The sequence below is a fragment of the Pseudomonas sp. LG1D9 genome (assembly GCF_002949995.1).
Classification (GTDB): Bacteria; Pseudomonadota; Gammaproteobacteria; order Pseudomonadales; family Pseudomonadaceae; genus Aquipseudomonas; species Aquipseudomonas proteolytica.
The window spans coordinates 4,810,460-4,835,243 of the sequence record NZ_CP026881.1 but is presented as its reverse complement, the minus strand read 5'-3'; the positions used below and the strand labels follow the sequence as shown (position 1 = coordinate 4,835,243).

General features: G+C 59.2%; 27 protein-coding genes. 11 read left to right on the top strand and 16 right to left on the bottom strand.

Annotation, left to right across the window (positions count from 1 at the left end):
- Nucleotides 1–38: 38 nt before the first annotated feature.
- The gene (locus C5F71_RS22670; protein WP_029298032.1) at nt 39–794 is read right to left on the bottom strand and encodes a spermidine synthase; all 756 of its coding nucleotides are present in this window, start codon (nt 792–794) and stop codon (nt 39–41) included.
- Between the two features lie 142 nt (nt 795–936).
- Between C5F71_RS22670 and C5F71_RS22665 the strand changes: the two genes are divergently transcribed.
- Nucleotides 937–2,283, top strand: coding sequence for a class II 3-deoxy-7-phosphoheptulonate synthase (locus tag C5F71_RS22665; protein WP_029298031.1), 1,347 nt, complete (start codon nt 937–939; stop codon nt 2,281–2,283).
- Between the two features lie 43 nt (nt 2,284–2,326).
- On the opposite strand, the gene C5F71_RS22660 is transcribed toward C5F71_RS22665, so the two are convergent.
- Together C5F71_RS22660 and C5F71_RS22655 are read right to left on the bottom strand one after the other, a co-directional pair.
- Entirely contained in the window at nt 2,327–3,559 is a 1,233-nt protein-coding gene (locus tag C5F71_RS22660) for a winged helix-turn-helix domain-containing protein (RefSeq protein ID WP_104911989.1), read from the bottom strand.
- Between the two features lie 42 nt (nt 3,560–3,601).
- Nucleotides 3,602–3,811 carry a DUF1127 domain-containing protein gene (locus C5F71_RS22655; RefSeq protein ID WP_104911988.1) on the bottom strand — a complete coding sequence of 70 codons (210 nt, stop codon included), beginning with the start codon at nt 3,809–3,811 and terminating at the stop codon, nt 3,602–3,604.
- A 67-nt stretch (nt 3,812–3,878) separates the two neighbouring features.
- On the opposite strand from C5F71_RS22655, the gene C5F71_RS22650 reads away from it, so the two are divergent.
- The gene (locus tag C5F71_RS22650) at nt 3,879–4,760 is read left to right on the top strand and encodes a LysR family transcriptional regulator (RefSeq protein ID WP_070995456.1); all 882 of its coding nucleotides are present in this window, start codon (nt 3,879–3,881) and stop codon (nt 4,758–4,760) included.
- Here C5F71_RS22650 and C5F71_RS22645 read toward each other — a convergent pair.
- Entirely contained in the window at nt 4,750–5,499 is a 750-nt protein-coding gene (locus C5F71_RS22645) for a sulfite exporter TauE/SafE family protein (protein WP_029298023.1), read from the bottom strand. The two genes, C5F71_RS22650 and C5F71_RS22645, sit on opposite strands and share 11 nt — an antisense overlap.
- A gap of 107 nt (nt 5,500–5,606) precedes the next feature.
- Between C5F71_RS22645 and C5F71_RS22640 the strand changes: the two genes are divergently transcribed.
- From C5F71_RS22640 to C5F71_RS22630, 3 genes are all read left to right on the top strand, one after another.
- A complete protein-coding gene (locus C5F71_RS22640) occupies nt 5,607–6,557 on the top strand; it encodes a LysR family transcriptional regulator (protein ID WP_104911987.1) in 951 nt (316 codons plus the stop codon).
- Nucleotides 6,558–6,634: 77 nt separating this feature from the next.
- Nucleotides 6,635–7,078: a MarR family winged helix-turn-helix transcriptional regulator gene (locus C5F71_RS22635; protein WP_104911986.1), complete on the top strand. Its 444-nt coding sequence runs from the start codon at nt 6,635–6,637 to the stop codon at nt 7,076–7,078.
- 179 nt (nt 7,079–7,257) lie between these two features.
- Entirely contained in the window at nt 7,258–7,677 is a 420-nt protein-coding gene (locus C5F71_RS22630) for an organic hydroperoxide resistance protein (protein WP_092235230.1), read from the top strand.
- 174 nt (nt 7,678–7,851) lie between these two features.
- Here C5F71_RS22630 and C5F71_RS22625 read toward each other — a convergent pair whose 3' ends face one another.
- From C5F71_RS22625 to earP, 3 genes are all read right to left on the bottom strand, one after another.
- Entirely contained in the window at nt 7,852–9,975 is a 2,124-nt protein-coding gene (locus C5F71_RS22625; RefSeq protein WP_104911985.1) for an acyltransferase family protein, read from the bottom strand.
- Between the two features lie 322 nt (nt 9,976–10,297).
- On the bottom strand, nt 10,298–10,870 hold the full coding sequence (locus C5F71_RS22620; protein WP_029298017.1) for an elongation factor P: 573 nt from the start codon (nt 10,868–10,870) through the stop codon (nt 10,298–10,300).
- Nucleotides 10,871–10,919: 49 nt separating this feature from the next.
- Entirely contained in the window at nt 10,920–12,053 is a 1,134-nt protein-coding gene (gene earP, locus C5F71_RS22615) for an elongation factor P maturation arginine rhamnosyltransferase EarP (protein ID WP_104911984.1), read from the bottom strand.
- A 132-nt stretch (nt 12,054–12,185) separates the two neighbouring features.
- Here earP and C5F71_RS22610 point away from each other — a divergent pair, with 132 nt between their 5' ends.
- On the top strand, nt 12,186–12,554 hold the full coding sequence (locus C5F71_RS22610; RefSeq protein WP_092235220.1) for a hypothetical protein: 369 nt from the start codon (nt 12,186–12,188) through the stop codon (nt 12,552–12,554).
- Nucleotides 12,555–12,567: 13 nt separating this feature from the next.
- Nucleotides 12,568–13,050 (top strand): GreA/GreB family elongation factor, encoded by a 483-nt coding sequence (locus C5F71_RS22605; RefSeq protein WP_029298009.1) that lies wholly within the window; start codon nt 12,568–12,570, stop codon nt 13,048–13,050.
- Between the two features lie 5 nt (nt 13,051–13,055).
- Here C5F71_RS22605 and cysB read toward each other — a convergent pair whose 3' ends face one another.
- The 5 genes from cysB to C5F71_RS22580 all read right to left on the bottom strand — a co-directional run bounded on the left by cysB (nt 13,056) and on the right by C5F71_RS22580 (nt 16,969).
- On the bottom strand, nt 13,056–14,030 hold the full coding sequence (gene cysB / locus C5F71_RS22600) for an HTH-type transcriptional regulator CysB (RefSeq protein ID WP_010176165.1): 975 nt from the start codon (nt 14,028–14,030) through the stop codon (nt 13,056–13,058).
- A 104-nt stretch (nt 14,031–14,134) separates the two neighbouring features.
- Entirely contained in the window at nt 14,135–14,635 is a 501-nt protein-coding gene (locus C5F71_RS22595; protein WP_104911983.1) for a universal stress protein, read from the bottom strand.
- A 70-nt stretch (nt 14,636–14,705) separates the two neighbouring features.
- A complete protein-coding gene (locus C5F71_RS22590; protein WP_104911982.1) occupies nt 14,706–15,623 on the bottom strand; it encodes a 5'-nucleotidase in 918 nt (305 codons plus the stop codon).
- Nucleotides 15,624–15,632: 9 nt separating this feature from the next.
- A complete protein-coding gene (locus tag C5F71_RS22585; protein ID WP_070995450.1) occupies nt 15,633–16,595 on the bottom strand; it encodes a putative 2-dehydropantoate 2-reductase in 963 nt (320 codons plus the stop codon).
- Nucleotides 16,592–16,969, bottom strand: a complete 378-nt coding sequence (locus C5F71_RS22580; protein WP_371923400.1) for a thioredoxin — start codon at nt 16,967–16,969, stop codon at nt 16,592–16,594. Before C5F71_RS22580 ends, C5F71_RS22585 begins: the two co-directional genes overlap by 4 nt.
- A gap of 145 nt (nt 16,970–17,114) precedes the next feature.
- On the opposite strand from C5F71_RS22580, the gene C5F71_RS22575 reads away from it, so the two are divergent.
- Nucleotides 17,115–18,191, top strand: coding sequence for a 3-deoxy-7-phosphoheptulonate synthase (locus C5F71_RS22575; protein ID WP_104911981.1), 1,077 nt, complete (start codon nt 17,115–17,117; stop codon nt 18,189–18,191).
- Between the two features lie 56 nt (nt 18,192–18,247).
- Here C5F71_RS22575 and C5F71_RS22570 read toward each other — a convergent pair whose 3' ends face one another.
- Nucleotides 18,248–18,529, bottom strand: a complete 282-nt coding sequence (locus C5F71_RS22570) for a GNAT family N-acetyltransferase (RefSeq protein WP_029297992.1) — start codon at nt 18,527–18,529, stop codon at nt 18,248–18,250.
- Between the two features lie 614 nt (nt 18,530–19,143).
- Between C5F71_RS22570 and oprI the strand changes: the two genes are divergently transcribed.
- Nucleotides 19,144–19,395 carry an outer membrane lipoprotei OprI gene (oprI, locus tag C5F71_RS22565; protein ID WP_003172710.1) on the top strand — a complete coding sequence of 84 codons (252 nt, stop codon included), beginning with the start codon at nt 19,144–19,146 and terminating at the stop codon, nt 19,393–19,395.
- Between the two features lie 134 nt (nt 19,396–19,529).
- Here oprI and C5F71_RS22560 read toward each other — a convergent pair whose 3' ends face one another.
- From C5F71_RS22560 to C5F71_RS22550, 3 genes are read right to left on the bottom strand one after another with little or no spacing between them, the layout of a single operon-like run.
- Nucleotides 19,530–20,498, bottom strand: coding sequence for a L,D-transpeptidase family protein (locus tag C5F71_RS22560; RefSeq protein ID WP_029297978.1), 969 nt, complete (start codon nt 20,496–20,498; stop codon nt 19,530–19,532).
- 59 nt (nt 20,499–20,557) lie between these two features.
- Nucleotides 20,558–20,854: a hypothetical protein gene (locus C5F71_RS22555; RefSeq protein ID WP_029297976.1), complete on the bottom strand. Its 297-nt coding sequence runs from the start codon at nt 20,852–20,854 to the stop codon at nt 20,558–20,560.
- Nucleotides 20,855–20,910: 56 nt separating this feature from the next.
- A complete protein-coding gene (locus tag C5F71_RS22550) occupies nt 20,911–21,516 on the bottom strand; it encodes an arylesterase (protein ID WP_104911980.1) in 606 nt (201 codons plus the stop codon).
- Nucleotides 21,517–21,526: 10 nt separating this feature from the next.
- Between C5F71_RS22550 and C5F71_RS22545 the strand changes: the two genes are divergently transcribed.
- Nucleotides 21,527–22,210, top strand: a complete 684-nt coding sequence (locus C5F71_RS22545) for an ABC transporter ATP-binding protein (RefSeq protein ID WP_029297972.1) — start codon at nt 21,527–21,529, stop codon at nt 22,208–22,210.
- Nucleotides 22,210–24,720, top strand: coding sequence for an ABC transporter permease (locus C5F71_RS22540; RefSeq protein WP_104911979.1), 2,511 nt, complete (start codon nt 22,210–22,212; stop codon nt 24,718–24,720). The genes C5F71_RS22545 and C5F71_RS22540 overlap by 1 nt, the downstream gene beginning before the upstream one ends.
- The last annotated feature ends 64 nt before the right edge of the window (nt 24,721–24,784 follow it).

Sequence of the window (24,784 nt, the reverse complement as noted above, 5' to 3'; positions counted from 1 at the left end):
GACGATTCGACTTGCCCGCGATGGGCCAGTACAGACACCTACGTCGCCGGCCGAACAGCCTTGATCAACGCCTGCAACGAATACCCCAGGCGCGGCGCCAGCGCCTCGGCCCGCGCAGAAACCGCCGCCAGGTCCAGCGTCTGGTCCAGATCCGCCGGCACCAGCAGGATCACGTTGCCCTCCTTGACCGGCAATTCCCAATAATGCCGATGATAAAGCCCGCGCAGCAGTGCAGCACCCAGCGGCTTGCCATCATCGGTCGCCCACTGGTTGATCACCAGCCAGCCGCCGGGGTTGAGTTTCTTCTGGCAGTTTTCCAGGAAGGTCCAGGCCAGGTGGCCAACCCCAGGCCCCACATCGGTATACAGGTCGACGAAAATCAGGTCTGCCGGCTCTGCCGTCTCCAGCAACTCCAACGCATCGCCCACGCGGATGTACAACCGCGGGTCATCATCCAACCCTAGATACTCGATAGCCAGGCGCGGCACGTCCGGACGCAGCTCAATGGCCTCGACATCTTCCAGGGGCAGGAACTTGAGGCACGCCTGGGTCAGCGTCCCGGCCCCCAGGCCGAGGAACAGCGCGCTTTCGGGCTGCTCATGGCACAAGGCGCCAATCAACATGGCGCGGGTGTAGTCGTACTCGAGCCAGCTGGGGTCGGCGGTGAACACACAGCTCTGCTCGATGGCATCGCCAAACTCGAGAAAGCGGTAGTCAGCCACTTCCAGCACGCGGATCATGCCGAAGTCATCATGGACCTCAGCCAACAGGCGCTCGACGCGCTCCTCAGTCATTTCATCTCCTAACGGGCCCGGGCACGGGTTCAAGCCGCCTGGTAGCAAGCGGGAAAGGCGCGATTGTCGGCCAAGCAGCGCCAGCAGGTCACGCACTAATTGCTGATAACATGCACGCTCCCGACATTCATTCGAGTTCACGATGAGCCAACCTTGGAGCCCCGACAGCTGGCGCGCCCTGCCGATCCAGCAACAACCCCGCTACCCCGACGCCGCACATTTGCTGCAGGTCGAGCAGAGCCTGGCCAGTTACCCGCCGCTGGTCTTCGCCGGCGAAGCACGGGAGTTGCGCCGCCAGTTTGCCGAGGTGACCCAGGGTCGCGCATTCCTGCTGCAAGGTGGCGACTGCGCCGAGAGCTTTGCCGAGTTCTCCGCCGCCAAGATCCGTGACACGTTTAAAGTGTTGCTGCAAATGGCCATTGTCATGACCTTCGCCGCTGGCTGCCCGGTGGTCAAAGTCGGGCGCATGGCTGGCCAATTCGCCAAGCCGCGCTCGGCCAACGATGAAACCATCGACGGCATCACCCTGCCCGCCTACCGTGGCGATATCGTCAACGGCATCGGTTTCGACGAGAAAAGCCGCGTCCCGGACCCCGACCGCCTGTTGCAGTCCTACCACCAGTCCACCGCTACCCTGAACCTGCTGCGGGCCTTCGCCCAGGGCGGCTTTGCCGACCTGCACCAGGTGCACAAGTGGAACCTGGACTTTATCGCCAACTCCGCCCTGGCCGACAAGTACAGCCAACTGGCGGATCGCATCGACGAGACCCTGGCCTTCATGCGCGCCTGCGGCATGGACACCTCGCCACAATTGCGCGAGACCAGCTTCTTCACCGCCCACGAAGCGCTGCTGCTCAACTACGAGCAAGCCTTCGTGCGCCGCGACAGCCTGACCAATGATTACTACGACTGCTCGGCCCACATGCTGTGGATCGGCGACCGCACGCGCCAGCTCGATGGCGCACACGTCGAGTTCCTGCGCGGGGTGAACAACCCGATCGGGGTCAAGGTCGGCCCGAGCATGAACCCCGACGACCTGATTCGCTTGATCGACATCCTCAACCCGGACAACGACCCCGGCCGCCTGAACCTGATCGCGCGCATGGGCGCCAGCAAGGTCGGCGATCACCTGCCCAACCTGATCCGTGCCGTGCAGCGCGAAGGCAAGCAGGTGCTGTGGAGCAGCGACCCGATGCATGGCAACACCATCAAGGCCAGCAGTGGCTACAAGACCCGGGACTTCGCGCAGATCCTCAGCGAAGTGAAGGAATTCTTCCAGGTCCATGAAGCCGAAGGTACTTACGCCGGCGGGATTCATATCGAAATGACCGGGCAAAATGTCACCGAGTGCATTGGTGGTGCGCGACCGATTACCGAAGATGGCTTGTCGGACCGCTACCACACCCACTGCGACCCGCGGATGAATGCCGATCAGTCGCTGGAGCTGGCGTTCCTGATTGCCGAGACGCTGAAGCAGGTCAAACGCTAGGACCACGAAGCCTGCTGTGGCGATCGGCCTCGCCACAGCAGCCCTACCTGCCCGCCTCCATTGCCAGCATCGCCACCCGCAACCGGGCCGCACTGGGTCGCTGACAGTTGATCTGCACCTGTTCCAACCCCAGCCAATCAGCCATCTGCCGCAAATTCAACGCCAACGCCAACATCCCCGCCTCGTCCAACCCCGGTTCTTCTTCGTGCACCGCATGGACCGCCAGCCGCCCGTTGGCGCGCTCGGCCCGCAAATCCACGCGCGCCGCAATCCGTTCGTTGTGCAGGAATGGCAGCACGTAATAGCCGTACACCCTTTTGTCCTGCGGGGTGTAGATCTCCAACCGATAACGGAATTCGAACAGCCGCTCGGTACGGCTGCGCTCCCAGATCAATGAATCGAAAGGCGACAGTAAGGCACTGGCCGTGACTTTGCGTGGGACGCTCGGCTCGGGCAGGCAGTACGCCGGCTGTTTCCAACCCTGGACCTGGCAGGCCTGCAATTGCCCATCCTCGACCAGCTCGGCAAGGCGCCCGCGACTGTCTGCCGGCTCCAGGCGAAAATAATCACGCAGGTCCTTTTCCGTCCCCACGCCCAACGCCGTCGCGGCATGCAGCAGCAGCCCACGTTGGGCACTGTGCTCACTCAAGGGCGCCTGTTGCAGAATCGCCGGGGCAATGACTCGCTCGGGCAAGTCGTACAACCGCTCGAAACCACGGCGCCCGGCCACCGTCACCAGGCCGGCAGCGAACAACCACTCCAACGCCTGCTTCTCGTCACTCCAGTCCCACCAGGGCCCGGCGCGTTCCTGACGGGTCGACAGGCTGCCAGCCCCCAGCGCGCCTTGCTGCTCGACGATGGCCAATACCCGGCGGATGGTGGCCTGTTGCTCGCGCCCAAAACGCGCCATCTGCTGATAGATCCCCAGCCCCTCGGACGCACGTTGCATACGCCAGCGCATCAGCGGATACAGGGCCATGGGCAGCAGCGAGGCCTCATGCCCCCAATATTCAAACAACGTGCGCCGCCGCCCCTGACTCCAGGCGGCCTGTTCGAGCAGCAGCGGCGAATAATTGCCCAGGCGGGAAAACAGCGGCAGATAGTGGGAACGCACCACGGCATTGACCGAGTCAATCTGCAGCACCCCCAGGCGCTCGATCAAGCGATTGACCTGCACGGCCTTGACCTGCGCTGGCGGTTGGCGCCCGGAAAAGCCCTGGGCCGCCAACGCCATGCGACGCGCCTGCTTAAGGGAGAAACTCAGATCTGCGGGCATGTGCATCTCCTGATTTGGCCCACAGACTGTAGCGCGAAGCCGTCATTTACCCAAAGGATCGTTCCAGGAATGCCGGTGGCGCTCATGCTCGACATCCCTGCGGGTCAAGCCGATATCCTTGAGGGATTCATCACTCAACTCTGCCAGCAACTGCCGCTCGCACTGCAGGGCGTACCAACGCGAAACCCTTTGAAACAGCCCAGCAAAGCGGCGCTTCGCCAGTAACCCTCGATCGATTCGACCTTTCATCATCTCGCCCTCCACTGGGGATGACTAAAGTCTGTGCCTGGCGCTAACATCAATCCAACGAATGTTTTTTATGAAATACATCTCAGAGATTGATCAATTGCCCAACTACCCCAGTATCGATACCGAAGTGCTGCGCACCTTCGTCGCCATTGCCGACCTGGGTGGTTTTACCCGGGCTGGCGAGCAGATCAATCGCACTCAGTCAGCGGTAAGCATGCAGATGAAGCGCCTGGAAGAGGACGTGCTGCAACGCAAGCTGTTCGAGCGTGACGGCCGACAGGTCAAGCTCACGCCCGAAGGCCAGGTGCTGCTGGGGTATGCGCGGCGCATCCTGAAGCTGCACAGCGAGGTGTTCAATACCTTGCGTGAACCGCACATGGTCGGGCTGGTGCGCATCGGTACGCCGGACGACTACGTGATGCGCTACCTGCCCGGCATTCTCCAGCGGTTTTCCAAGGCGTACCCGCTGATCCAGATCGAGATGCACTGCGAAGGCACGCCAGTGCTGATGCAGCGACGTGACTTGGCACTGACCGTTATCAGTCGCGAACCGGGGAGCGAGGTCGGTGAACTGCTGCGCACCGAGCGTATGGTCTGGGTGGCCTCCCACTGCTTCTGCGTGGACGAACATGAAGTCCTGCCCCTGGCAATTTCCGGCATGGACAGTTATTGCACGCACTGGGCCACCGCGGCGCTGGATGCCGCGGGGCGTCCGTATCGCCTGGCCTATCACAGCTCCAATGGCGCAGCGATTCAAGCGGTAGTCGGTGCAGGCCTGGCCGCGATGGTAATGATGGAAAGCCTGGTCACCGACGATCTGCGCATACTCGGCAGCGACGAGGGCTTCGGCACCCTGCCGATGGTCAATTTGCGGCTGTTGCGCAATCCCGCCATGGCCTCCCCGATCACCGAATGCCTGGCGCAGTACATTGTTGAGGGCTTCAGACCTTAAAGGTCAACATCACCGCGCACACCACCAGGAAGCCGCAGAACAACCCGCGCAGCAATCGCTCCGGCAACGCGTGGGCGATCTTCACCCCCCAACTGATGCTGAGCAGCCCACCAACGGCCAGGGGCACGCCGATCAGCCAATCCACTTCCTGATGCCAGGCATAGGTCACCAACGTGACGCTGGTACTGGGCAAAGCCAGCGCCAGGGACAAGCCTTGGGCGACCACTTGGGTGGTGCCGAAAATACTGGTCAACACCGGGGTTGCAACCACCGCACCACCGACGCCGAACAACCCGCCCATGGAGCCGGACACCGCCCCCAACACCCCGAGCCACGGCCAGGAATAGCGCATCTGCGGTGACGGTGGCGCATTGCTGGTGACCATGCGCAACAGGTTATATGCCGACAGCGCCACCAGAAACGCAATGAAGCCAATACGCATGATCCCCGCATCGATCCCCACCGCCCAGATCGACCCCAACCAGGCAAAACAAAAGCCCATGAGCCCCAGTGGCAAGGCATGACGCAGCTCGATCCGATTGCGCTGGTGATAACGCCACAACGCCAGCATCACATTGGGCACGACCATCACCAACGCAGTCCCTTGGGCGATTTGCTGATCCAGGCCGAACAGCACGCCCAGCACCGGGATCGCGATCAGCCCGCCGCCGATGCCAAACAGACCACCAACGGTACCCAAGGCTACGCCCAGCACCACATACATCGCCATATCCACCACAACTACACCCCCACCGTCTCAAGCCCTGCATGCTACGCAGTCCCCTCTGGCATGGAAACGCACAGCAACGCACAATGGCTATGCCAAATCCGCACAAGCGAGCCCCCATGAACCCCACCACCTTGACTGATCAACTGGGCCTGTTCCTCGATGTGTTGGAGGCAGGCAGTTTTTCTGCTGCCGCGCGCCGCCACCCCCTCACGCCCTCCGCCGTGGCTCGCCGGATCGACAGCCTGGAAAGCGCCGTCGGTAGCCGGCTCTTCCTGCGCAGTACCCATGCGGTGCTGCCCACGCCGGCAGGCACGGCGTTTGCCGAGCGTGCACGGCGGATTGTCCGGGAGCTGCAACTGGCCCGAGCCGAGGCCGTGTCCTTGAGCCATGCGCCCGAAGGCCTGATTCGCGTGGATGCACCCGCCGCGTTTGGGCGGCGGCACCTGGCGCCCGCAATCGCAGACTTTCTGACGGTCTACCCGGGGCTGGATGTGCACCTGCACCTGATCGACAGCTTTGTCGACATGCAGGGCGAGCACCTGGGCAAGGTTGATCTGGTGCTGCGCGCGGGGCATATCGTCGATACACGGCTGATCGCCACGCCGCTGGCCAGCATCGTGCGCATCGCCTGCGCCAGCCCGGTTTACCTGAAGAACCGCGGCACTCCGACCCATCCCAGCCAGCTCAACGAGCATGATGGCCTGGACTGGGAAGGCTTGGCGCCAACGTTCGCCTGGCGCTTTGAACTCGATGGCCGCAAGAACACCTACCGTCCGCAGCGCATCCGCATGAGCGCCAACAATGCCGAAGCCCTGCTATCCGGCGCCCTGGCCGGGCTGGGCATCGCACACCTGCCCACCTGGCTGGCCAGCGAGTATCTGGTGCGCGGTGAACTGGTACCGCTGTTCTGCGAAAACGGCCTGCCTACCGCAGAAACCGCTGGCATCTACGCCCTGCGCCTGGAACAGCAGGCCAACGCCCGCAGCCGCCTGCTGCTGGAGTACCTCAAGAGCCGTTTCAGCCCTGTTCCACCGTGGGATCTGGCGTTACAGAGCGGCTGGGGCTGACTGCAGCCACAGAATTATCTGGCGCGTTAAAGGTTTGGCCGCTAGATTCCAGAGCAAATACGTTTTAAGGCATTGCCATGACCGACACTTGCGATTCCCTGCTCCTCAACAACCAACTGTGCTTTGCCTTGCACTCCACATCATTGTTGATGACCAAGGTCTACAAACCCCTGCTGCAAGCCATTGGCCTGACCTACCCACAGTATTTGGCGATGATGGTGTTGTGGGAAGAAGATGGTTTGACCGTAGGCGAAATCAGTAGCCGCCTGCTGACCGATCCCGGCTCACTGACACCGCTGCTCAAACGCCTGGAAGCCGAGGGCCTGTTGAGTCGCACCCGTAGCCGCAACGATGAGCGCGTAGTCGTCGTAGAGCTGACCGCAACCGGCCAAGCGCTGCGGGACAAGGCCATGGATATCCCCCAATGCATTCTCGGCGCCAGCGGTATGCAGATGGAGCAACTGCAAAAGCTGCAGGCGGATTTGCTGGAATTGCGCAGGAACCTGCAGGGTAGCGTCTGACCCTCACACTGTTTTCGACCGAACATCCCCCCCTGTAGGAGCCGGCAAGCCGGCTCCTACAGGGATTGGGATTAGCTTGGAAATTTATATTGCGCACTAAACATTTGCGCGATACATTCACCTCGCAACTTACTTAGCGCGCAAACTTTTAGCGCAAACCAAACCGCGAGGAATCTCCCATGCAAACTCTGTATACCGCAGTAGCCACCGCCACTGGCGGCCGTGATGGTCGTGCCGTTTCCAGCGACAACATCCTCGACGTCAAACTTTCTACACCCAAAGAGTTGGGCGGCGCTGGCGGCCAGGCCACCAACCCCGAGCAACTGTTCGCCGCTGGCTATTCGGCCTGCTTTATCGGCGCCCTGAAATTCGTCGCCAGCCAGAGCAAGCGTAAAATCCCCGATGACGCCTCGATCACCGCCCATGTGGGCATCGGCCAGATTCCCGGTGGATTTGGCCTGGACATCGACCTTCACGTGTCCCTGCCCGGCTTGGAACACGACGAAGCGCAAAGCCTGGTGGAGGCTGCCCATCAGGTCTGCCCTTACTCCAACGCCACCCGTGGCAACGTCGATGTGCGCCTGCATATCACGGTGTGACTGGCAAACAGGCACAAAAAAACCGATGCCTGCAATTTGGCATCGGTTTCTTCAGGTAACCCACCTTCTTAAGGGTAAGCTTTACTGGTCTGGTGCCAGATCTCCAGCGTATCCAGTTGGACACGCGCCGGTGTTGCTGAGCGTATTCCAGCGCTGGTTTTGGCTTGCAGATGTTTAGTTTATTTCAACGTCCATGTCTTCAGGCTTAAGCGTCTCTTGCTGGAAAGGCAGTCCTAATGCCTCCAGCATTAACGACGCAATTAGATTATTGACTACAAATAAGGAAGTTGCCGCGTTGAAATGCCCATAATCGAATGAAACCAGTCCTTTTTTCATATCTTGCCCCAGATATGACAAGCACCCATCTACGTTGCATAGCTCATCAATTACAGATATATACTTAAATCCACCCTCTCCCTTCGAATACTTACCTTTCAGGGAGGCATCTTCATCAAATGGTTCCTGCGTAAGATTTGTAGAAATCCTTCTAGGTGTGTGCAACCAATACTGCCGGAGTACAATTTGGTAAAGCGAGACCTCATACCTCGGCACCGGCCCCATAACGATCACACGCTCAACACCGTAAGCTTTCAGCTTAGCAACAACACTCTTTATATCATTCTTTGTATCAATACCTGAAAACTGGGCAATAATCACTACTTTAGGAATTACTCTTTCAATGACGTCTAGCGCCAGAATGTTAGATGTGTCACACACTTTATTGGCAGCAGTCTCTGGCCCCGGAACATATGGAAAGCACCCGCTACTCGCCACCTGAAGAATTGAAACTTCTTTAGGAAGCACCTTTTCAATGCCATAACGCAACTGTTGTACATGCGAGTCCCCCCACAACATAACACTTTTATTTGAGGTCGGCGTATAGCAGGAACTTAAAATCTCCGGTCTAGGATCAACCGTAGGTCGGCCGTGACGATAGTTTTCTAAATCAAAAAAATCACAATCAAGCCTATAGCGTCGCGCCAAGTCATGCTCAGTCATGTACTTCATACCGGGTGCTGCATTTTCGAAATACTGAGCAAAATCCTCTCTATCTTTCATACGAAAAGTAAATCCGTCATTCTTATAAGTCGCAAAACCTACGATACCCAATATAGCAGCAACGAATAACAATCCCAAACTTTTAGTCCCAATATGTGCGGGAGAGCGAAATGGTTTTTCCACGAACCTGTAGGTTAACCATGCCGCAACGACACTTGCAAACACACAGATCACCAGGACTTTTACACTTGGCGTACCGCTCTCCATCGTTCGGGCAAATGTGAGAATGGGCCAATGCCAGAGATAAAGCGGAAAACTTATAAGGCCAATCCATACCATCACTCTGCTCGACAATATCCGCTTGTTGATTAGCGAGTCAGGTCCCGATGCGATCAGAAGGACCGACCCAAGGACCGGAATAGCCGCCCAGTAACCCGGAAATGCGAACGTTTTGTCTATGAAAAAGAAACAACCAACGAGCAAAATCAACCCAACGAAAGAAAACACGTTAGGTAATATCGGCGAAAGTTTTGCGGCTGCTACTGCATTTTCACTAAAAAATGATGCAACTGAGCTAACAACCGAATGTTTTTTATATGAGCTGTACGCCAGCAAACTACCACAAAGAATTTCCCACACTCGATTGTACGGGAGGTAAAAAGCCGCACTGGCATTAGTTCCAAGCTCAATCACACACAAAACAAAAGAAAGCAAGGCCATGATCGCAAGCGATACATATACATCAAGTTTAAGTCTCCAAACAACTATTGCAGCTACTGGAAACAATAGATAGAATTGTTCCTCAACACCTAGAGACCATAGATGAAGAAGAGGTTTTAGCTCCGAGGCAACATCAAAATACCCCGACTCCCTGTACAAGATAATATTCTGTACAAACCCTAACCCTGCAGCTATATGCTTACCCAGTGACGAAAATTCCGTAGCCACAGATGAGATCCAGCCAAAACAATAACATGCAACTAGAACAAATATCAATGCTGGAAATATTCGCCTAATCCTCCTTTTGTAAAACTCAACAAAGCTAAAACTCCCAGCTTCCAAACTTTTAAAAATAATGCTCGATATAAGAAACCCAGAGATAACAAAAAAAACATCAACACCAACAAACCCACCGCTCAGCAAACCCGGAAAGGCATGAAACAAAACAACCGAAATGATAGCGATCGCACGTAGACCATCAATATCAGCTCTATACTTCAAATGCTGATTATCAGAAGTGAAATTATGTGCTGACGGGCCAGAGGTTTCCACTTTACTCAACTTACTCATTTCACTCATTCAAGTTTCTCCCTCTATCCATAACCCATTTCTTGTGGTTCGCGCAATGTGCAGCGATGCTCACATTCGTGCCCCAAAGGCAGGCTGCAGGGTGATTGCCCTTCCCTAACCAAATCACCATATCCAAGGTTCGGCAGCAACGTTGGAGATTAGGCTTTTCAGCCAAATCCAGAACAGCACTTACATCCTGAGCAATGGACATAAAAAAACCGGAGCCCTAATGAGACTCCGGTATTCCTGCTGCACATGAGTGTTTATCAACAACCCTCATGTGCACAGCATTACAACTGACGGTCGCTTTACTGGGTCAGTAACCCCAGAATTACTTCTTGGCGCGACCTTTGTACGAACCACCTTCACGGGTGTCGATCTCGATCAGGTCGTCGATTTCGATGAAATCAGCCACTTGCAGTTCGGTACCGTTAGCCAGCTTGGCCGGCTTCATCACTTTGCCCGAAGTGTCGCCGCGAGCGGAACCTTCGGTGTAGGCAACCTTACGCACGATGGTGGTCGGCAGCTCTACGGAAACCAGGCGCTCTTCGAAGAAAATCGCTTCGCAGACGTCGGTCATGCCTTCTTCGATAAATGGCAGAACGGCTTCGATGTCTTCAGCGTTCAGCTCGTACATGGTGTAGTCGGTGGTGTCCATGAACGTGTAGGTGTCGCCGCTGATGAAGGACAGGGTCGCTTCTTTGCGGTCGAGGATTACGTCGTCCAGCTTGTCATCGGCGCTGTATACGGTTTCGGTCTTGTAACCGGTCAGCAGGTTCTTCAGCTTGGTCTTCATGATTGCGCTGTTACGACCAGACTTGGTGAACTCAGCTTTCTGAACCAACCAAGGGTCGTTGTCGATACGGATCACGGTACCGGGTTTCAGTTCTTTACCAGTTTTCATTACGAATATCCGAAATTTGGATGGGATTTACAAAAATCAAGGTCGCGTATCATATCCAATTTTCATAAAACTGTACCAGCGCCGTCGCAAGATCAGCCTGCAAGGCCTGTTCCAGACACCATTTTTCGGCGTGCTCGGTCAGTTCCGGCCAATGCCCCAGCAGGATTTTCCAGCTTGAGGCCATATCGCTGTCGGTGTTCCAGGCTTGCCATAGGGCGATCAGCGCGGCTTTTGCGGGTGCCGACAGGGCCTGGGTATAGAGCGCGAGGAAGGCATCGAGCTTGTCCAGGTGGATATCTTCGTCCTGGCGGTAGATGTGCCATAGCAACGGGCGCCCAGCCCATTGCGCACGCACAAAGGAGTCTTCGCCGCGCACCGCATTGAAGTCGCAGCACCACAGCAGGCGGTCGTATTGTTCCTGCCGCACGAACGCCAGCACCTGTACCGTCAGCGTCCCGCGCAGGTGAATATCCCCTGCGGCCAACGCCTCCACACCCAACCAGCGCTGCACGTCGCCAAGAATGCGCCCTTCCGGCACCAACAGATGAGTGGCTTGCCCATCAGCCGCCAACACGTCCAGCCAACTGGCCAGCCCGGCGTTTTCATAGGCAAACAGCGACATCAACCGCGCGCCCTTTGCGGGAAAGACGCCCAACCCTTGCAGGAATTGTTGCCGGCCCTGCAAATCACGCTGAAAGGCCTGGCGCCGCTCGATCAGCCCGGCCTCACGCAGCAAGCCCCCCGTGCCAGGGCGAAATCCCGGGAAGAAGAAATGCTTTTGCACACCCTTGAACTTCACCGACGGCAGGCCGTGGCAACCGACCACCCATTCCTCGGCGCTTAAATAGTCGAGGTTCATCCACAGTGGCGAGTGCTCGCACCCCGCCATGGCCTCCATATAGTCATGGGGCAATTGGCAGGCAAATGCGGCAATCACCACATCAGCCGCTGGCGTAGGCGCCCAGTCCTGTGACCAGTGACGTACGTCGACGCCCTCTTGCCACTGCTGGTCCAACTGCACCTCCACCTCTGGGCACATGCGCTCGAACGCCCGCAAGTCATCGACCCATAGGCGCACCACGCAGGCGTGTTCTGCTGCCAATTGCCGGGCCAGGCGCCAGGTCACGCCGATGTCGCCGTAGTTGTCGACGACGCTGCAAAAAATATCCCAGCGGGCTTTCATTCCGGGCTCCATCATTCAAAGGCTCGATTGTCCGCATAAATGCCGTCATGCAGAAGGGTTGATCGCGATTATTCTGCACGCTGGCTATGCGACAATCCCTCGCTCACCGCAACCGTCCGCCAGGAGGCCGCCATGTCCGATCGCCCGATGTCGCTGTTCAAACTCAGTATTGCCGTGGCCCTGGGCCTGTGGCTGGGCTTTGTCGCCATCGCGCTGACAGGCTGGCTGGCCTCGCGCTACCTGCTTGAACAACCTGTGGCCGCCGTCACCCAGGCCGTGCAACAACTGGGCACGCCGCCGACCGTGACGCCAGAGCCGCCCAACCAAATGTTTGAGCAATACCAACAGAACCTGCACAAGCAGGAACAACAACAGACGCTGGACCAGGCGCGGGCCAACCCGCGCAACCTGTCCAACCCCAAATGCCAATTCTGGCTCCAGCAGGACCAGAACGCCCCCAGCGACAAGAGCCGGGCCAACGTCCTGCAATTCTGTGATTGAGCCGCAAGCCCCCATGAATAAACATGCCGTCCTCCAGTTGATCCTGGAAAAACTCGCCGCCGACCTGGATGTGGCGCAACGCGCCGCGCAAACCGCCTACGAGACCGCGACCCACGAAGAAAACATCGCCGAGAACAAATACGACACCCTGGGCCTGGAGGCGTCTTACCTCGCCGCCGGGCAAGCCAAGCGCGTGGAGGAAATCAGGCAGTCACTGGTGTTGTGCCAGAACCTGAACCTGCGACCCTACGATGAGCAACGGGGTATCGAAGTGGGCACCCTGCTCGGCCTCGAAGATGACAACGGCCGTCAGCAATGGCTGTTCCTCGCGCCGGACGCGGCAGGCCTGAAAGTCTATGTGGTGGGGCAGTTGGTGACCGTCATCACCCCTCGCTCGCCGCTGGGCAAAAGCCTGCTGGGCAAGTTCGAGGGGGATGAGGTAGAGATTCTGGTAGCGGGCGCCCGGCAACAATTCGTGGTGACCGAGGCCCGCTAGGTTGGTCAGTGAACCGGCAGTTCAACGCCGTCGAACAGTTCTTCCAGTTCCTGCTTGTTATGGCACTGGATCGCCTTGGCCATGACTTCACGGGTCAGGTGCGGGGCGAACTTCTCGATGAAATCGCACATGAAGCCGCGCAGGAACGTGCCACGGCGGAAGCCGATCTTGGTTACGCTGGACTCGAACAGTTCGCTGGCATCGAGCACCACCAGGTCGCTGTCGAGCTTGGTATCGACGGCCATCTTGGCCACGATGCCGACGCCCAGGCCCAGGCGCACGTAAGTCTTGATCACGTCGGCATCAGCCGCGGTGAATACCACTTTGGGCGTGAGGCCGCGATGACTGAAAGCTTCGTCAAGCTTGGAGCGGCCGGTGAAGCCAAACACGTAGGTGACAATCGGATATTCCGCCAGCGCTTCCAGGGTCAGCTTCGGCAGCTTAGCCAATGGGTGCCCCTGGGGCACCACGACGCAGCGGTTCCAGCGATAGCACGGCATCATCACCAGGTCGCCGAACAGCTCCAGGGCTTCGGTGGCGATGGCAAAATCGACAGTACCGTCAGCCGCCATTTCCGCGATCTGCATCGGCGAGCCCTGGTGCATGTGCAAGGCCACGTCCGGGTACTGCTTGATGAACGAACTGATCACCGGCGGCAGGGCATAACGGGCCTGGGTGTGGGTGGTGGCGATCGACAGGGTGCCTTTTTTCTCGTTGGAGAATTCCTGGGCGATCTGCTTGATGCTTTCAACCTTGCGCAGGATCTCACCGGCCGTGGTGATGATGCGCTCACCAGCGGGTGTGACGCGGGTCAGGTGCTTGCCGCTGCGGGCGAACACTTCGACGCCCAATTCGTCTTCGAGCAGGCGGATCTGTTTACTGATACCCGGTTGCGAGGTGTAGAGGCTTTGAGCCGTGGCGGAAACGTTGAGGTCGTGGTGCGCCACTTCCCAGATGTAGCGCAATTGTTGAAGCTTCATATGTGTCCCTCAAAGCAGATAGACGCCACGGATATCAGCGACGGTATATAACTATATTAAAGGTTGGATCGATAAATCTAGAACTTTTTATCGTTTACGCCCCATCACACATCATCACTGCGCCGACACTGCCGCAAAGGCACCAGATAGACCGGTACCCGAGACAACTGCAACACCCGCGCCGCGGTACGTCCCAGTGGCGTCGGGATCCCTGTGCCCTGGCTATGACTCCCTACGATCAACAAATCCACCGAGAGTTTCTGCGCCTGGTCGAGAATCACTTGGGCGGGATCCCCCTGGATCACCCGCACCGAATGAATCGCCTGCAAGTCCTGCTCGCCGTCCTTCAACTCTTCACGAAAACTGTCCAGCATCCGCTGCTCGATGTTCGCCATTACTGTATCGAGCCCCTGGCTCTGCCATTCGCTCAAGGCCTGTTCATCAAGATAGGTTTGAAGCACCGACTCTGCGAACAGCCCGATCGGCTCTACCACATGAATCACATACAGATCCGCCTTGAACGTGCGTGCCATCGCCAGCGCATGCTGCATCACGTAAGGCGCATAAACACCCAGGTCTGAGGCGTACAACATCGACCGAATCATAGAACCTCCCGGGCTGCCAGGATGGCGGGGATTGTTTCAGCTTAGCAGCGCCTCCGCGACTGCGATGAACTTAGCTCTGGACCTGGACTTTTGGCTCATTGCTCACGCCATGGGGCACATGCCCGGTGGCCACAACCTCTCTGGCTTTCTCGCAATGGCCGGCCTGGTCGTCAAAAAACACATCGGCGGCGAACGCCTCAAGGAACGCGGATTTTTCCAGGCCGCCGAGAAACAGCGACTCATCCAGGCGGATGTCCCACTCGCGCAACGTACGGATCACCCGTTCGTGGGACGGGGCCGAACGCGCCGTCACCAACGCCGTGCGGATCGGGCAGGACTCATCGGGGAACTCGCGCTGCAACAGATTGAGGGCGGCCAGGAACCCTTTGAATGGCCCGCCGCGCAGCGGTTCGCGGGCCGCTTGCCGCTCGCTGGCCTGGAAGGCTTCCAGGCCGCCGCTCTGGTAGACGCGCTCGGACTCGTCGGAAAACAGCACCGCATCGCCATCGAAGGCAATCCGCAATTCGGCACTGCTAGCCCGGCGGGCGCCGCCAGACAGAATGGTCGCCGCCGCAAAACCGGCATCCAGCGCGCTGCGCACATCTTCGGCATGGGTGGAGAGGAACAGGTGGCAGCCAAACGCCGCCAGGTAAGGGTGGGGATTGCGCCCACCGACAAAGGCAGCGCGGGAAATATCCAGGCCGTAATGCTGGATCGAATTGAACACGCGCAAACCGGTATCGGCACTGTTGCGCGACACCAGCACCACTTCGACCCGCGCGCGGCCCAGGCTGGCATTGAGGGTCAGGAGTTTCTTGACCAGAGGGAACGCATCCCCGGGTTCAAGGATTTCTTCCTCGTGGTCGATCTGGTACTTGCGGTAGGCCTCGACGCCCTGGGCCAGATAAACCTTGTGGCTTTCGCCCAGGTCGAACAGTGCCCGCGAGGAAATCGCCAGTACCAGTTTGTCGCTCATGCCTTTGGCCATGTCTGTTCCTCAGCCGTTGCGTCGATCAATAAAGCCCAAGGCTTGATACAGCGCCTGCATCCGCGGCATTTCACAGCCGGCGGCCTGGGCGGCAGCCAGCGGACGGGCGTAGATCGCGGCCAGTTCCAGGGGGCGCTGGTGCAGATGATCGTGATACATGCTGGGCCAATAGTCCGTCAAACGCTCGGTCATGTTGAACATCTGCGCGGCGTAGCCAGGTGCGATTTCATGCCCGCATGCATGGGCGCCTTGCACCACTTCGGCCATCAGGCCCTGGATCAATTCCCGGCTGGATTGGTCAGCCATCAACTCCGAGGTATTGGCACCGAGCAGCACCGACAGGCCGTTGTATGGCACATTCCACACCAGCTTATGCCAGCGTGCCTGGTCCAGGTCAGGCATGGCCTGGGAGTCGATCCCGGCCTGGCGAAACAGCCCGGCGCCCTCCTCCACAATCGCCTGGCGGCGGTCTGCATCCTGTGCGGCATTGCCACTGTGATAGCCAAGACTGACCCGGCCCATGGCCTGGTGCTCGACGATCCCCGGCCCGGAACGGTGTACGCAGATATAACAAAGCCCGCCGAGCAAATGCAGGGACTCAGGCAAATGTTCGCGCAGGCCGTCCTCGACACCCAGGCCATTTTGCAACAGCACGACCTTGGCATCCGGCGCCGCCACCTGGGCAATGGTCGGTGCCAGCTCAACGTTGCCGGTGGTTTTGGTGCCCACCAGCAGCCAGTCGCAAGGCGGCATGTCGGCCGCATTGGCATAGGCCTGGACCGGGTGCAGGCTCAAGGCCCCATGCACCGAACTATTGAGTTGCAAGCCACGTTCGCTCACCGCCGCATATTCGCTGCGCAACAGGAAATGCACGTCAAAACCAGCACGTGCCAGCATCAACCCGTAAAAACCACCGATGGCACCGGTGCCGATAATCCCAATGCGCGGCCCAGGTTCAACTGCACTCGTCATGGCAACTCCTCTGGTTCTTGTTGGAGCGCCTCATTTATAGCGTCGCTGAGGTCACTCGGGTTCAGGCCCACCTGTAGTGCGCCGTGGAGTTGACCCTCGCACACTACAAATAAAGCCGGCAAATGAAAGATCCCGTAGCGCGCAACCGCGCCGCCATTGTGCCCAGCGTCGACCCAGCAGATGCGCGCCACCGGCAGATTCCAGCCGGGTAGCTGCTGGCGCGCCCAACGGCAACTGGAACAGCCGACACTGGTAAACACCAGCAGCGAAGCACCAGGCAGCGCCAGCAACTGCTGGTCGATATCCAAATCCGTCAATTCAAACGCTTTCACTCGATCCGTACCACCACCTTTAACCAGGCAACACACTATCAGGCCACACGACAACACGCGCAATTGCCCATTGTCGAGCAGGCTTGTACGCGCTAAGGTTCGGCTCCCCGCTGCATTTAAATCATGCTGTGCTCCGCCGCACGGGGTTCGCTGGCGGCCGGCACCCGTGACCCTGACGAGTAACACGATGGCTGATTTACCGATCAACGACCTAAACGTCGAATCCAACGAGACCCTGATCACGCCCGATCAGCTCAAGCGCGAAATCCCTTTGAGCGACGCTGCCCTGCAGACTGTCACCAAGGGCCGCGAAGTCATTCGTGACATCCTCGACGGCACTGACCACCGCCTGTTCGTGGTGATCGGCCCTTGCTCGATCCACGACCTCAAGGCTGCCCATGAGTACGCCGAACGCCTCAAGGTGCTGGCTGCGGAAGTGTCCGACACCCTGTACCTGGTGATGCGCGTGTATTTCGAGAAGCCGCGTACTACTGTCGGCTGGAAAGGCCTGATCAACGATCCGTACCTGGACGACTCGTTCAAGATTCAGGACGGCTTGCATATCGGCCGCAAGTTGCTGCTGGACCTGGCTGAAATGGGCCTGCCCACGGCCACCGAAGCCCTGGACCCGATTTCCCCGCAGTACTTGCAAGACCTGATCAGCTGGTCGGCGATCGGTGCACGTACCACCGAATCGCAAACCCACCGCGAAATGGCCTCCGGCCTGTCCTCGGCCGTGGGTTTCAAGAACGGTACTGATGGCGGCCTGACCGTGGCGATCAACGCCTTGCAGTCGGTTTCCAGCCCGCATCGTTTCCTGGGGATCAACCAGGAAGGTGGCGTGTCCATCGTCACCACCAAGGGCAACGCCTATGGCCACGTGGTACTGCGTGGCGGCAATGGCAAGCCCAACTATGATTCGGTCAGCGTAGCCTTGTGCGAACAGGCGCTGAACAAGGCGAAGATCAAGCCAAACATCATGGTTGATTGCAGCCACGCCAATTCCAATAAAGATCCGGCGCTGCAACCGCTGGTGATGGAGAACGTGGCCAACCAGATCCTGGAAGGCAACCAGTCGATTATCGGCCTGATGGTCGAGAGTCACCTGAACTGGGGTTGCCAGGCGATTCCAAAAGATCTGGCCGACCTGCAATACGGCGTGTCGATCACCGATGCCTGCATCGACTGGTCTGCCACCGAGACCACCCTGCGCAGCATGCACGCCAAGCTCAAGGACGTATTGCCCAAGCGCAAACGTACCTGACGCACACAAAAACGCCGGGCTAAGCCCGGCGTTTTTTTATGTGCGCATCTTTGCTTTTACAGCTTCGCGGCATGGCGCTGGTGGCGCTCCATGTAGCGCTCCACATAGGAACAGGACGGGATCACCGTATAACCCATGCTCTCGGCGTATTGCAGCGCCTCTTCGGTCAGCGCAGCAGCAATGCCGCGCCCACGCAGGGCATTGGGCACAAACGTGCGATAGATATCCAGGGTCTGTTTCCCCAGGTCCATGTAGGTCAGATAGGCACGATGACCGTCCACATTGGTCTCGAACTGATGACCAGCCTGGTCATGGTGGATGGACAACGCCTCGCTCATCACTACTCCTCGCGGGTCTTGGTTTCTGACCCCTACCTTACCGATGTTTTTCCGGCGAAGGAACATCTACGCCACCCCGTGCCGGTTTCGACAACGAGAAAAGCCCTACAGCACTCACGCCCCGCACCAAGGAATAGTAGGCACCAATCCTGTCATTGCTCAAGGGACGCTCGTCATCCATCAGGCTGGCGGACATAGAAAGGGCTGATCGAACATCCGGTGGTCGATAGCCTGAACATTGCCGGCAGTTGAAGCTTGAGACGAACCGACGCTTTTAAAGTCACCTCTACATGCGCGAAAGATGCCCGTCAGCGCCCGGGCAATCTGAACAATAGTATTTGCGCAGATATATAAATTGACATCGGCTTACAACGTTTAACACTTGCCAGGCGGTGCTTTCAGCCTGGATCCAATGTTTGCCCGCGCAGCAAAAACTGGATATTTTTTATACAAACTCGCTAAAGATTAGCCAAAATAGATTCGGCACAAGAATTTTTTTTGCTTCTTGCGCTACGTCAGTTTACTTACTACAAGTAATGGGTAGTATGTACGCCGGCTATTAGCTCACTCTGAGATAGTAGCCATTAAATAGAAAGTCCTTGAAGGGGAACACGATGAACAACGTTCTGAAATTCTCTGCTCTGGCTCTGGCCGCAGTTCTGGCTACCGGTTGCAGCAGCGTCTCCAAAGAAACCGAAGCTCGTCTGACTGCAACTGAAGACGCAGCAGCTCGCTCCCAGGCCCGTGCAGACGAAGCCTACCGTAAAGCTGATGAAGCTCTGGCTGCTGCTCAAAAAGCACAACAGACTGCTGACGAAGCTAACGAGCGCGCTCTGCGTATGCTTGAAAAAGCTAGCCGCAAGTAATAATCCTTCGGGGTTGTTATCAAGCCGATCCATTTTTGGATCGGCTTTTTATTGCCTGGGATTCAGCTATGGATCCAAGGCAATAAAAAGCCCGCCAGGAGCAATCCATAGCGGGCTTCGATTGACGGCAGGTGTTACTGCTGCAAATCGACCGGCATGCTGGTGACCATCGGCGCCGCTCCCGGCTCGCCAATCTGCGCCGGCAAGCCATCTTCGGCCGCGACGACATCACGCACTTCATCCCAGTTGACCCGCAGGTTGTTGGCCAGGTCTTCGCGCTTGAGCATCGCATTGATGACTGCCGTGTGCTTGTCGACCACCGACGGCGTGCCATCGTCGTTCAATGGCGCATGGGCTTCCAGGTAGACCTTGCCGCCGCTGATGCCGAACTTGTAGGCATCATTGATGATCCGCACAGGCGTGCCCACCGGGACCATCTTGGCCATCTCCAGCACGTTGTTGTTGAACATGCGGAAGCAGCCATGGCTGGTACGGGTACCAATGCCGAACTTCTTGTTGGAACCATGAATCAGGTAGCCCGGCGTGCCCAGGGTGAACTTGAACGGCCCCAGGGGGTTGTCGGGACCTGCCGGCACCACGTTGGGCAACGGGTCGCCGTCGGCAGCGTGCTCGGCCTTGATTGACGCTGGCGGGGTCCAGGTCGGATTGGGAGTCTTGGCGATGATGCTGGTATGGGCAATCGGCGAGCCCCAGCCTTCACGACCGATTCCAAGCGGGAAGGTGTACACCACGTCCTGGCCCTTGGGGTAATAGTACAAGCGGTACTCGGCCAGGTTGATCACGATGCCTTCCCGGGGACCCGGCGGCAAAATGAAACGGGTCGGCAGCACAATCTCGGCCCCGGCACCCGGCAACCAGGCATCGACGCCGGGGTTGGCCGCAACCATCTCCGAATAGCCCAGGTCATAAGTCACCCCCAGGTCGGCAAAGGTGTCTTCGTACTTGGCCTTGATCACCTGGACCTGGCCGACAATGTCTTCACCCGGTGGTGGCAGGGGCAGTTGCAGGGCCGCAACAGGACCGGCTGCACACAAGGCAGCGAGAGACAGGCAGCGGGTGACGACAGGCAGGCGCGACAACATCCGGAAAATCCTTCGCAGATCGACGGGGGTAAAATGGCGATTGTAGCGTGTACCTGCCCTTAAAGCTCGAAGCGCAGTTCAGGCCAGATAGGCGGCGTACCCCGCTTTTGCGATTCGAGAATCGCCCGGCACAAGGGGCAGAGGCGCTGGTCCTGGAAGATCGAACGATCCACCGAAGACCAGCGTGGCTGGGCCGGCAGCAATGTGCCGCAGAGCGTGCGATCGATGGTACCGCCCAGCTCCAACTGGCGCGTCACCAGATGCACCTTCACTTCCTGGCAGGCGAACAGATCCAGCTGCTCGTCGGGCTCGATCAGTTGGTAGGCAAACAAGGACCAGGCAGGACGCGACGACATCGGGGGCTCCAAATCGGGGGCGCCACCTTAGCCGAAAGACCGCTGCTAGAAAAGCGTCATAACAGCGGTTTTAGCGTCGGCCAGACATTTTCCAGCAACTTGGCCTGGGCACCGACTGCCGGGTGCAGTTGATCAGCCTGCATCATCTCCGGATCGCCCCCCACACCTTCAAGGAAAAACGGCACCAAGGGGACGTTTTTTTCCTTGGCCAGCGCACCATAGACTTCGGCAAACGCAGTGGTATATCGCTGGCCATAATTGGGCGGCAACTGCATCCCCAGCAGCAACACCTTGGCTCCACCGGCCTTGGACTGGTCAATCATCGACGCAAGATTTTGTTGCAATTGCGCCGGGGGCTGCCCACGCAAGCCGTCGTTCCCCCCCAACTCGATAACCACCACGTCGGGCTTATGCTCTGCAAGCGCCGCCGGCAGCCGCGCCAAGCCTCCGGCACTGGTGTCGCCGCTGATGGAGGCGTTGACCACTTTATCGGCGAAACCCTCCTTCTTGAGGCGTTGCTCCAGCAGTGCGACCCACCCTTTGCTGGTATCCAGGCCGAAACCGGCACTGATACTATCGCCAACGATCAGGACAGTACCCGCCGCTGCGTTCTGGGCCATGCACATCAGGGCCAGGCCAGCACTCAAAAACCATATTCGCATCGGATTCTCCATGGGCGCATGCATTCTCACCGCGCAGAACCTTAGCAAAGTGGTTCCCAGCGCGGAAGGTGAACTGACCATCCTGCACGAACTGAGCCTGGAACTGAACAAGGGCGATAGCCTGGCTATCGTCGGCAGCTCCGGTTCCGGAAAATCCACGCTCCTTGGCCTGCTGGCCGGGCTCGACCTGCCCAGCAGCGGTGAAGTGACCCTCGCCGGCCAGGCCCTGAGCGTCCTGGACGAGGATCAACGGGCACGTATCCGCGCTGAACACGTCGGTTTTGTGTTCCAGTCGTTCCAGTTGCTCGACAGCCTCAATGCCCTCGAAAACGTCATGCTGCCCCTGGAGCTGGACGGGCGCAAAGACGCCCGCGAGCGCGCCAGGCACTTGCTCGAACGTGTCGGCCTGGGCCAGCGCCTGACCCATTCACCCCGCCAGCTCTCCGGCGGCGAGCAGCAACGCGTGGCGATTGCCCGGGCGTTCGCGGCCGAGCCGGACGTGCTGTTTGCCGATGAACCCACCGGCAACCTCGACAGCCACACCGGCGAGCGCATCAGCGACCTGCTGTTTGAACTCAATAAAGAAAACGGTACCACCCTGGTGCTGGTGACCCACGACGAGCGCCTGGCCCATCGCTGCCGACGCCTGATCCGCCTTGAAGCCGGCCTGATGGTCGAGCCCCTGGAGCCTTGATGGCACGTTTGCCGCTGTTGCGCCTGTTCAGCCTTGCCCTACGCCAGTTATTGCGCGATGCCCGCGCCGGTGAATTGCGCGTGTTGTTCTTCGCCCTGCTGGTGGCCGTGGCCGCCAGCACCGCCATCGGTTATTTCGGGGCGCGGCTCAACGGCGCGATGCTACTGCGCGCCACCGAGTTCCTCGGCGCCGACCTGGTGCTGGAGGGCAGCTCCCCTGCCCGTTCCGAGCAGGTCACCAGCGGCACACAACTGGGCCTGACGCACGCCAGGGTGGTGGAGTTTTCCAGCGTCATCGCCACCGACAACGGCATTCAGCTGTCGAGCATCAAGGCAGTCAACGAGCAATACCCGCTACGCGGCCAACTGAAAAGCGCGGCCGAACCGTTCGCCGAAGAAACCTCGGGCGGCGGGCCGAAAGCCGGTGAAGCCTGGGTCGAGGCACGTCTGCTGACAGCACTGGACCTGAAAGTCGGCGACAGCATCGACGTGGGCATGAAAACCCTGCGCCTGGCGCGCGTCCTCACCTATGAGCCGGATCGGGCGGGCAACTTCTATAGCCTCACCCCTCGGGTGATGATCAACCTGGCTGACCTTGAGGCCACCGGCGTAGTCCAGCCGGGCAGCCGGGTCAGCTACCGCGAGCTGTGGCGTGCGCCACCAGCCAGTACCGCCCTGCAGACCTATCGCGACCAGATAACGCCGGGGCTGGCCGCCAACCAGCGCCTGCAGGACGCACGGGACGGCAACCAACAGATCGGTGGTGCCTTGGGCAAGGCCGAGCGCTACCTGAACATGGCCAGCCTGGTTGCCGTGCTGCTGTCCGGGGTGGCCGTGGCGCTGTCGGCGAACCGCTTTGCCAGCCGCCGCTTCGACGCCAGCGCACTGTTGCGCTGCCTGGGCCTGTCGCGCCGGGAAACCATGCTGTTGTTCAGCCTGCAGCTGACTGTCCTGGGCTTGCTGGCCAGCCTTGCCGGTGCGGCACTGGGCTGGCTCGCACAGTTGGGGCTGTTTTACCTGTTGCACGACCTGCTGCCGGCAGACGTACCGCCGGGTGGGCTGCTACCCGCCGTAGCCGGCATCGGTACCGGGCTGGTGGCCCTGGCCGGTTTTGCCCTGCCCCCTCTGGCGGCCCTGGGCCGAGTGCCGCCGCTGCGGGTATTGCGGCGCGACTTGCTGCCGATCCCCTCCAGTACCTGGATGGTGTATGGGGCCGCGTTGTTTGCCCTGGGCCTGATCATGTGGCGCCTGAGCCTGGACCTGGTGCTGACCTTCGCCCTACTGGGCGGTGGGGTTATCGCCGCGTTGATCCTCGGGGGCCTGCTCCTGCTGTTGCTGCAAAGCCTGCGCCGCCTGCTGGCACGCGCCGCCCTGCCCTGGCGCCTGGGGCTGGGCCAGTTGTTACGCCACCCATTGGCCGCGGCGGGCCAGTCCCTGGCGTTTGGCCTGATCCTGCTATCGATGGGTTTGATCGCCTTGCTGCGTGGCGAGTTGCTGGACACCTGGCAGAACCAGTTGCCAAAGGATGCTCCCAACTATTTCGCCCTCAACATCCTCCCGGCCGACAAGGACGCCTTCGGTGCCCGCCTGCTTGAACTGCAGGCGCAGGCAGCGCCCTTGTATCCCGTGGTACCGGGACGCCTGATCAGCATCAACGGCGAGCCGGTGCAGGAAATTGTCAGCAAGGACTCCAGTGGCGATCGTGCGATACAACGGGACCTGAGCCTGACCTGGGCCGCCAACCTGCCCCCAGGCAACACCCTCACATCAGGCACCTGGTGGTCGGATCAGCCGGGCGATGCCATACCAGGCGTGTCGGTCGAGGCCAAGGTCGCCGACAGCCTCAAGCTCAAGCTCAACGACCACCTGATCTTCACCGTTGGCGGGGAAAACCGTGAGGCCCGCGTCACCAGCCTGCGGGAGATCAACTGGGACAACTTCCAACCCAACTTCTTCATGATCTTCCAACCGGGCACCCTCAAGGACCTGCCGGCCACCTACCTGACCAGCTTTTATCTGGCGGCCGGCCATGACCAGCAGATCGTCGACCTGTCCCGAGCCTTTCCGGCAGTGACCATCCTGCAGGTCGAGGCGTTGCTGGCCCAATTGCGCAGTATCCTGGCCCAGGTCACGCTGGCCGTGGAGTACGTGCTGCTGTTTGTCCTGGCGGCTGGCATGGCGGTGCTGTTCTCGGGCCTTCAGGCCACCCTGGACGAACGTATCCGCCAAGGCGCCTTGTTGCGCGCCCTGGGGGCGGAACGCAAGTTGCTGGTCAAGGCCCGGCGCATCGAGTTCGGGCTACTGGGTGCGGTCAGCGGGCTGCTGGCGGCGTTGGGTACCGAACTGGTGACGCTGGTCCTGTATCGCTATGCCTTCGACCTGGTCTGGCACCCACATCCGTGGCTGCTGGTGCTTCCGCTGATTGGTGCCGTGTTGATCGGTGGTGCCGGGGTATTCGGTACGCGTCGGGCGTTGAACGCCAGCCCGCTGGCGGTATTGCGCGAAGGTTGAAACAAAAAAAGCCGGCTCCCCCCGGGGAGCCGGCCTTACTACAGGCGCCATCGCCAGCAAGCCG

Bases quoted from the DNA above. Each gene is read 5' to 3' on its own strand.
- C5F71_RS22670 (WP_029298032.1), bottom strand. From the start codon at position 794: ATGACTGAGGAGCGCGTCGAGCGCCTGTTGGCTGAGGTCCATGATGAC.
- C5F71_RS22665 (WP_029298031.1), top strand. From the start codon at position 937: ATGAGCCAACCTTGGAGCCCCGACAGCTGGCGCGCCCTGCCGATCCAG.
- C5F71_RS22660 (WP_104911989.1), bottom strand. From the start codon at position 3,559: ATGCCCGCAGATCTGAGTTTCTCCCTTAAGCAGGCGCGTCGCATGGCG.
- C5F71_RS22655 (WP_104911988.1), bottom strand. From the start codon at position 3,811: ATGATGAAAGGTCGAATCGATCGAGGGTTACTGGCGAAGCGCCGCTTT.
- C5F71_RS22650 (WP_070995456.1), top strand. From the start codon at position 3,879: ATGAAATACATCTCAGAGATTGATCAATTGCCCAACTACCCCAGTATC.
- C5F71_RS22640 (WP_104911987.1), top strand. From the start codon at position 5,607: ATGAACCCCACCACCTTGACTGATCAACTGGGCCTGTTCCTCGATGTG.
- C5F71_RS22635 (WP_104911986.1), top strand. From the start codon at position 6,635: ATGACCGACACTTGCGATTCCCTGCTCCTCAACAACCAACTGTGCTTT.
- C5F71_RS22630 (WP_092235230.1), top strand. From the start codon at position 7,258: ATGCAAACTCTGTATACCGCAGTAGCCACCGCCACTGGCGGCCGTGAT.
- C5F71_RS22625 (WP_104911985.1), bottom strand. From the start codon at position 9,975: ATGAGTGAAATGAGTAAGTTGAGTAAAGTGGAAACCTCTGGCCCGTCA.
- C5F71_RS22620 (WP_029298017.1), bottom strand. From the start codon at position 10,870: ATGAAAACTGGTAAAGAACTGAAACCCGGTACCGTGATCCGTATCGAC.
- earP (WP_104911984.1), bottom strand. From the start codon at position 12,053: ATGAAAGCCCGCTGGGATATTTTTTGCAGCGTCGTCGACAACTACGGC.
- C5F71_RS22610 (WP_092235220.1), top strand. From the start codon at position 12,186: ATGTCCGATCGCCCGATGTCGCTGTTCAAACTCAGTATTGCCGTGGCC.
- C5F71_RS22605 (WP_029298009.1), top strand. From the start codon at position 12,568: ATGAATAAACATGCCGTCCTCCAGTTGATCCTGGAAAAACTCGCCGCC.
- cysB (WP_010176165.1), bottom strand. From the start codon at position 14,030: ATGAAGCTTCAACAATTGCGCTACATCTGGGAAGTGGCGCACCACGAC.
- C5F71_RS22595 (WP_104911983.1), bottom strand. From the start codon at position 14,635: ATGATTCGGTCGATGTTGTACGCCTCAGACCTGGGTGTTTATGCGCCT.
- C5F71_RS22590 (WP_104911982.1), bottom strand. From the start codon at position 15,623: ATGGCCAAAGGCATGAGCGACAAACTGGTACTGGCGATTTCCTCGCGG.
- C5F71_RS22585 (WP_070995450.1), bottom strand. From the start codon at position 16,595: ATGACGAGTGCAGTTGAACCTGGGCCGCGCATTGGGATTATCGGCACC.
- C5F71_RS22575 (WP_104911981.1), top strand. From the start codon at position 17,115: ATGGCTGATTTACCGATCAACGACCTAAACGTCGAATCCAACGAGACC.
- C5F71_RS22570 (WP_029297992.1), bottom strand. From the start codon at position 18,529: ATGAGCGAGGCGTTGTCCATCCACCATGACCAGGCTGGTCATCAGTTC.
- oprI (WP_003172710.1), top strand. From the start codon at position 19,144: ATGAACAACGTTCTGAAATTCTCTGCTCTGGCTCTGGCCGCAGTTCTG.
- C5F71_RS22560 (WP_029297978.1), bottom strand. From the start codon at position 20,498: ATGTTGTCGCGCCTGCCTGTCGTCACCCGCTGCCTGTCTCTCGCTGCC.
- C5F71_RS22555 (WP_029297976.1), bottom strand. From the start codon at position 20,854: ATGTCGTCGCGTCCTGCCTGGTCCTTGTTTGCCTACCAACTGATCGAG.
- C5F71_RS22550 (WP_104911980.1), bottom strand. From the start codon at position 21,516: ATGCGAATATGGTTTTTGAGTGCTGGCCTGGCCCTGATGTGCATGGCC.
- C5F71_RS22545 (WP_029297972.1), top strand. From the start codon at position 21,527: ATGGGCGCATGCATTCTCACCGCGCAGAACCTTAGCAAAGTGGTTCCC.
- C5F71_RS22540 (WP_104911979.1), top strand. From the start codon at position 22,210: ATGGCACGTTTGCCGCTGTTGCGCCTGTTCAGCCTTGCCCTACGCCAG.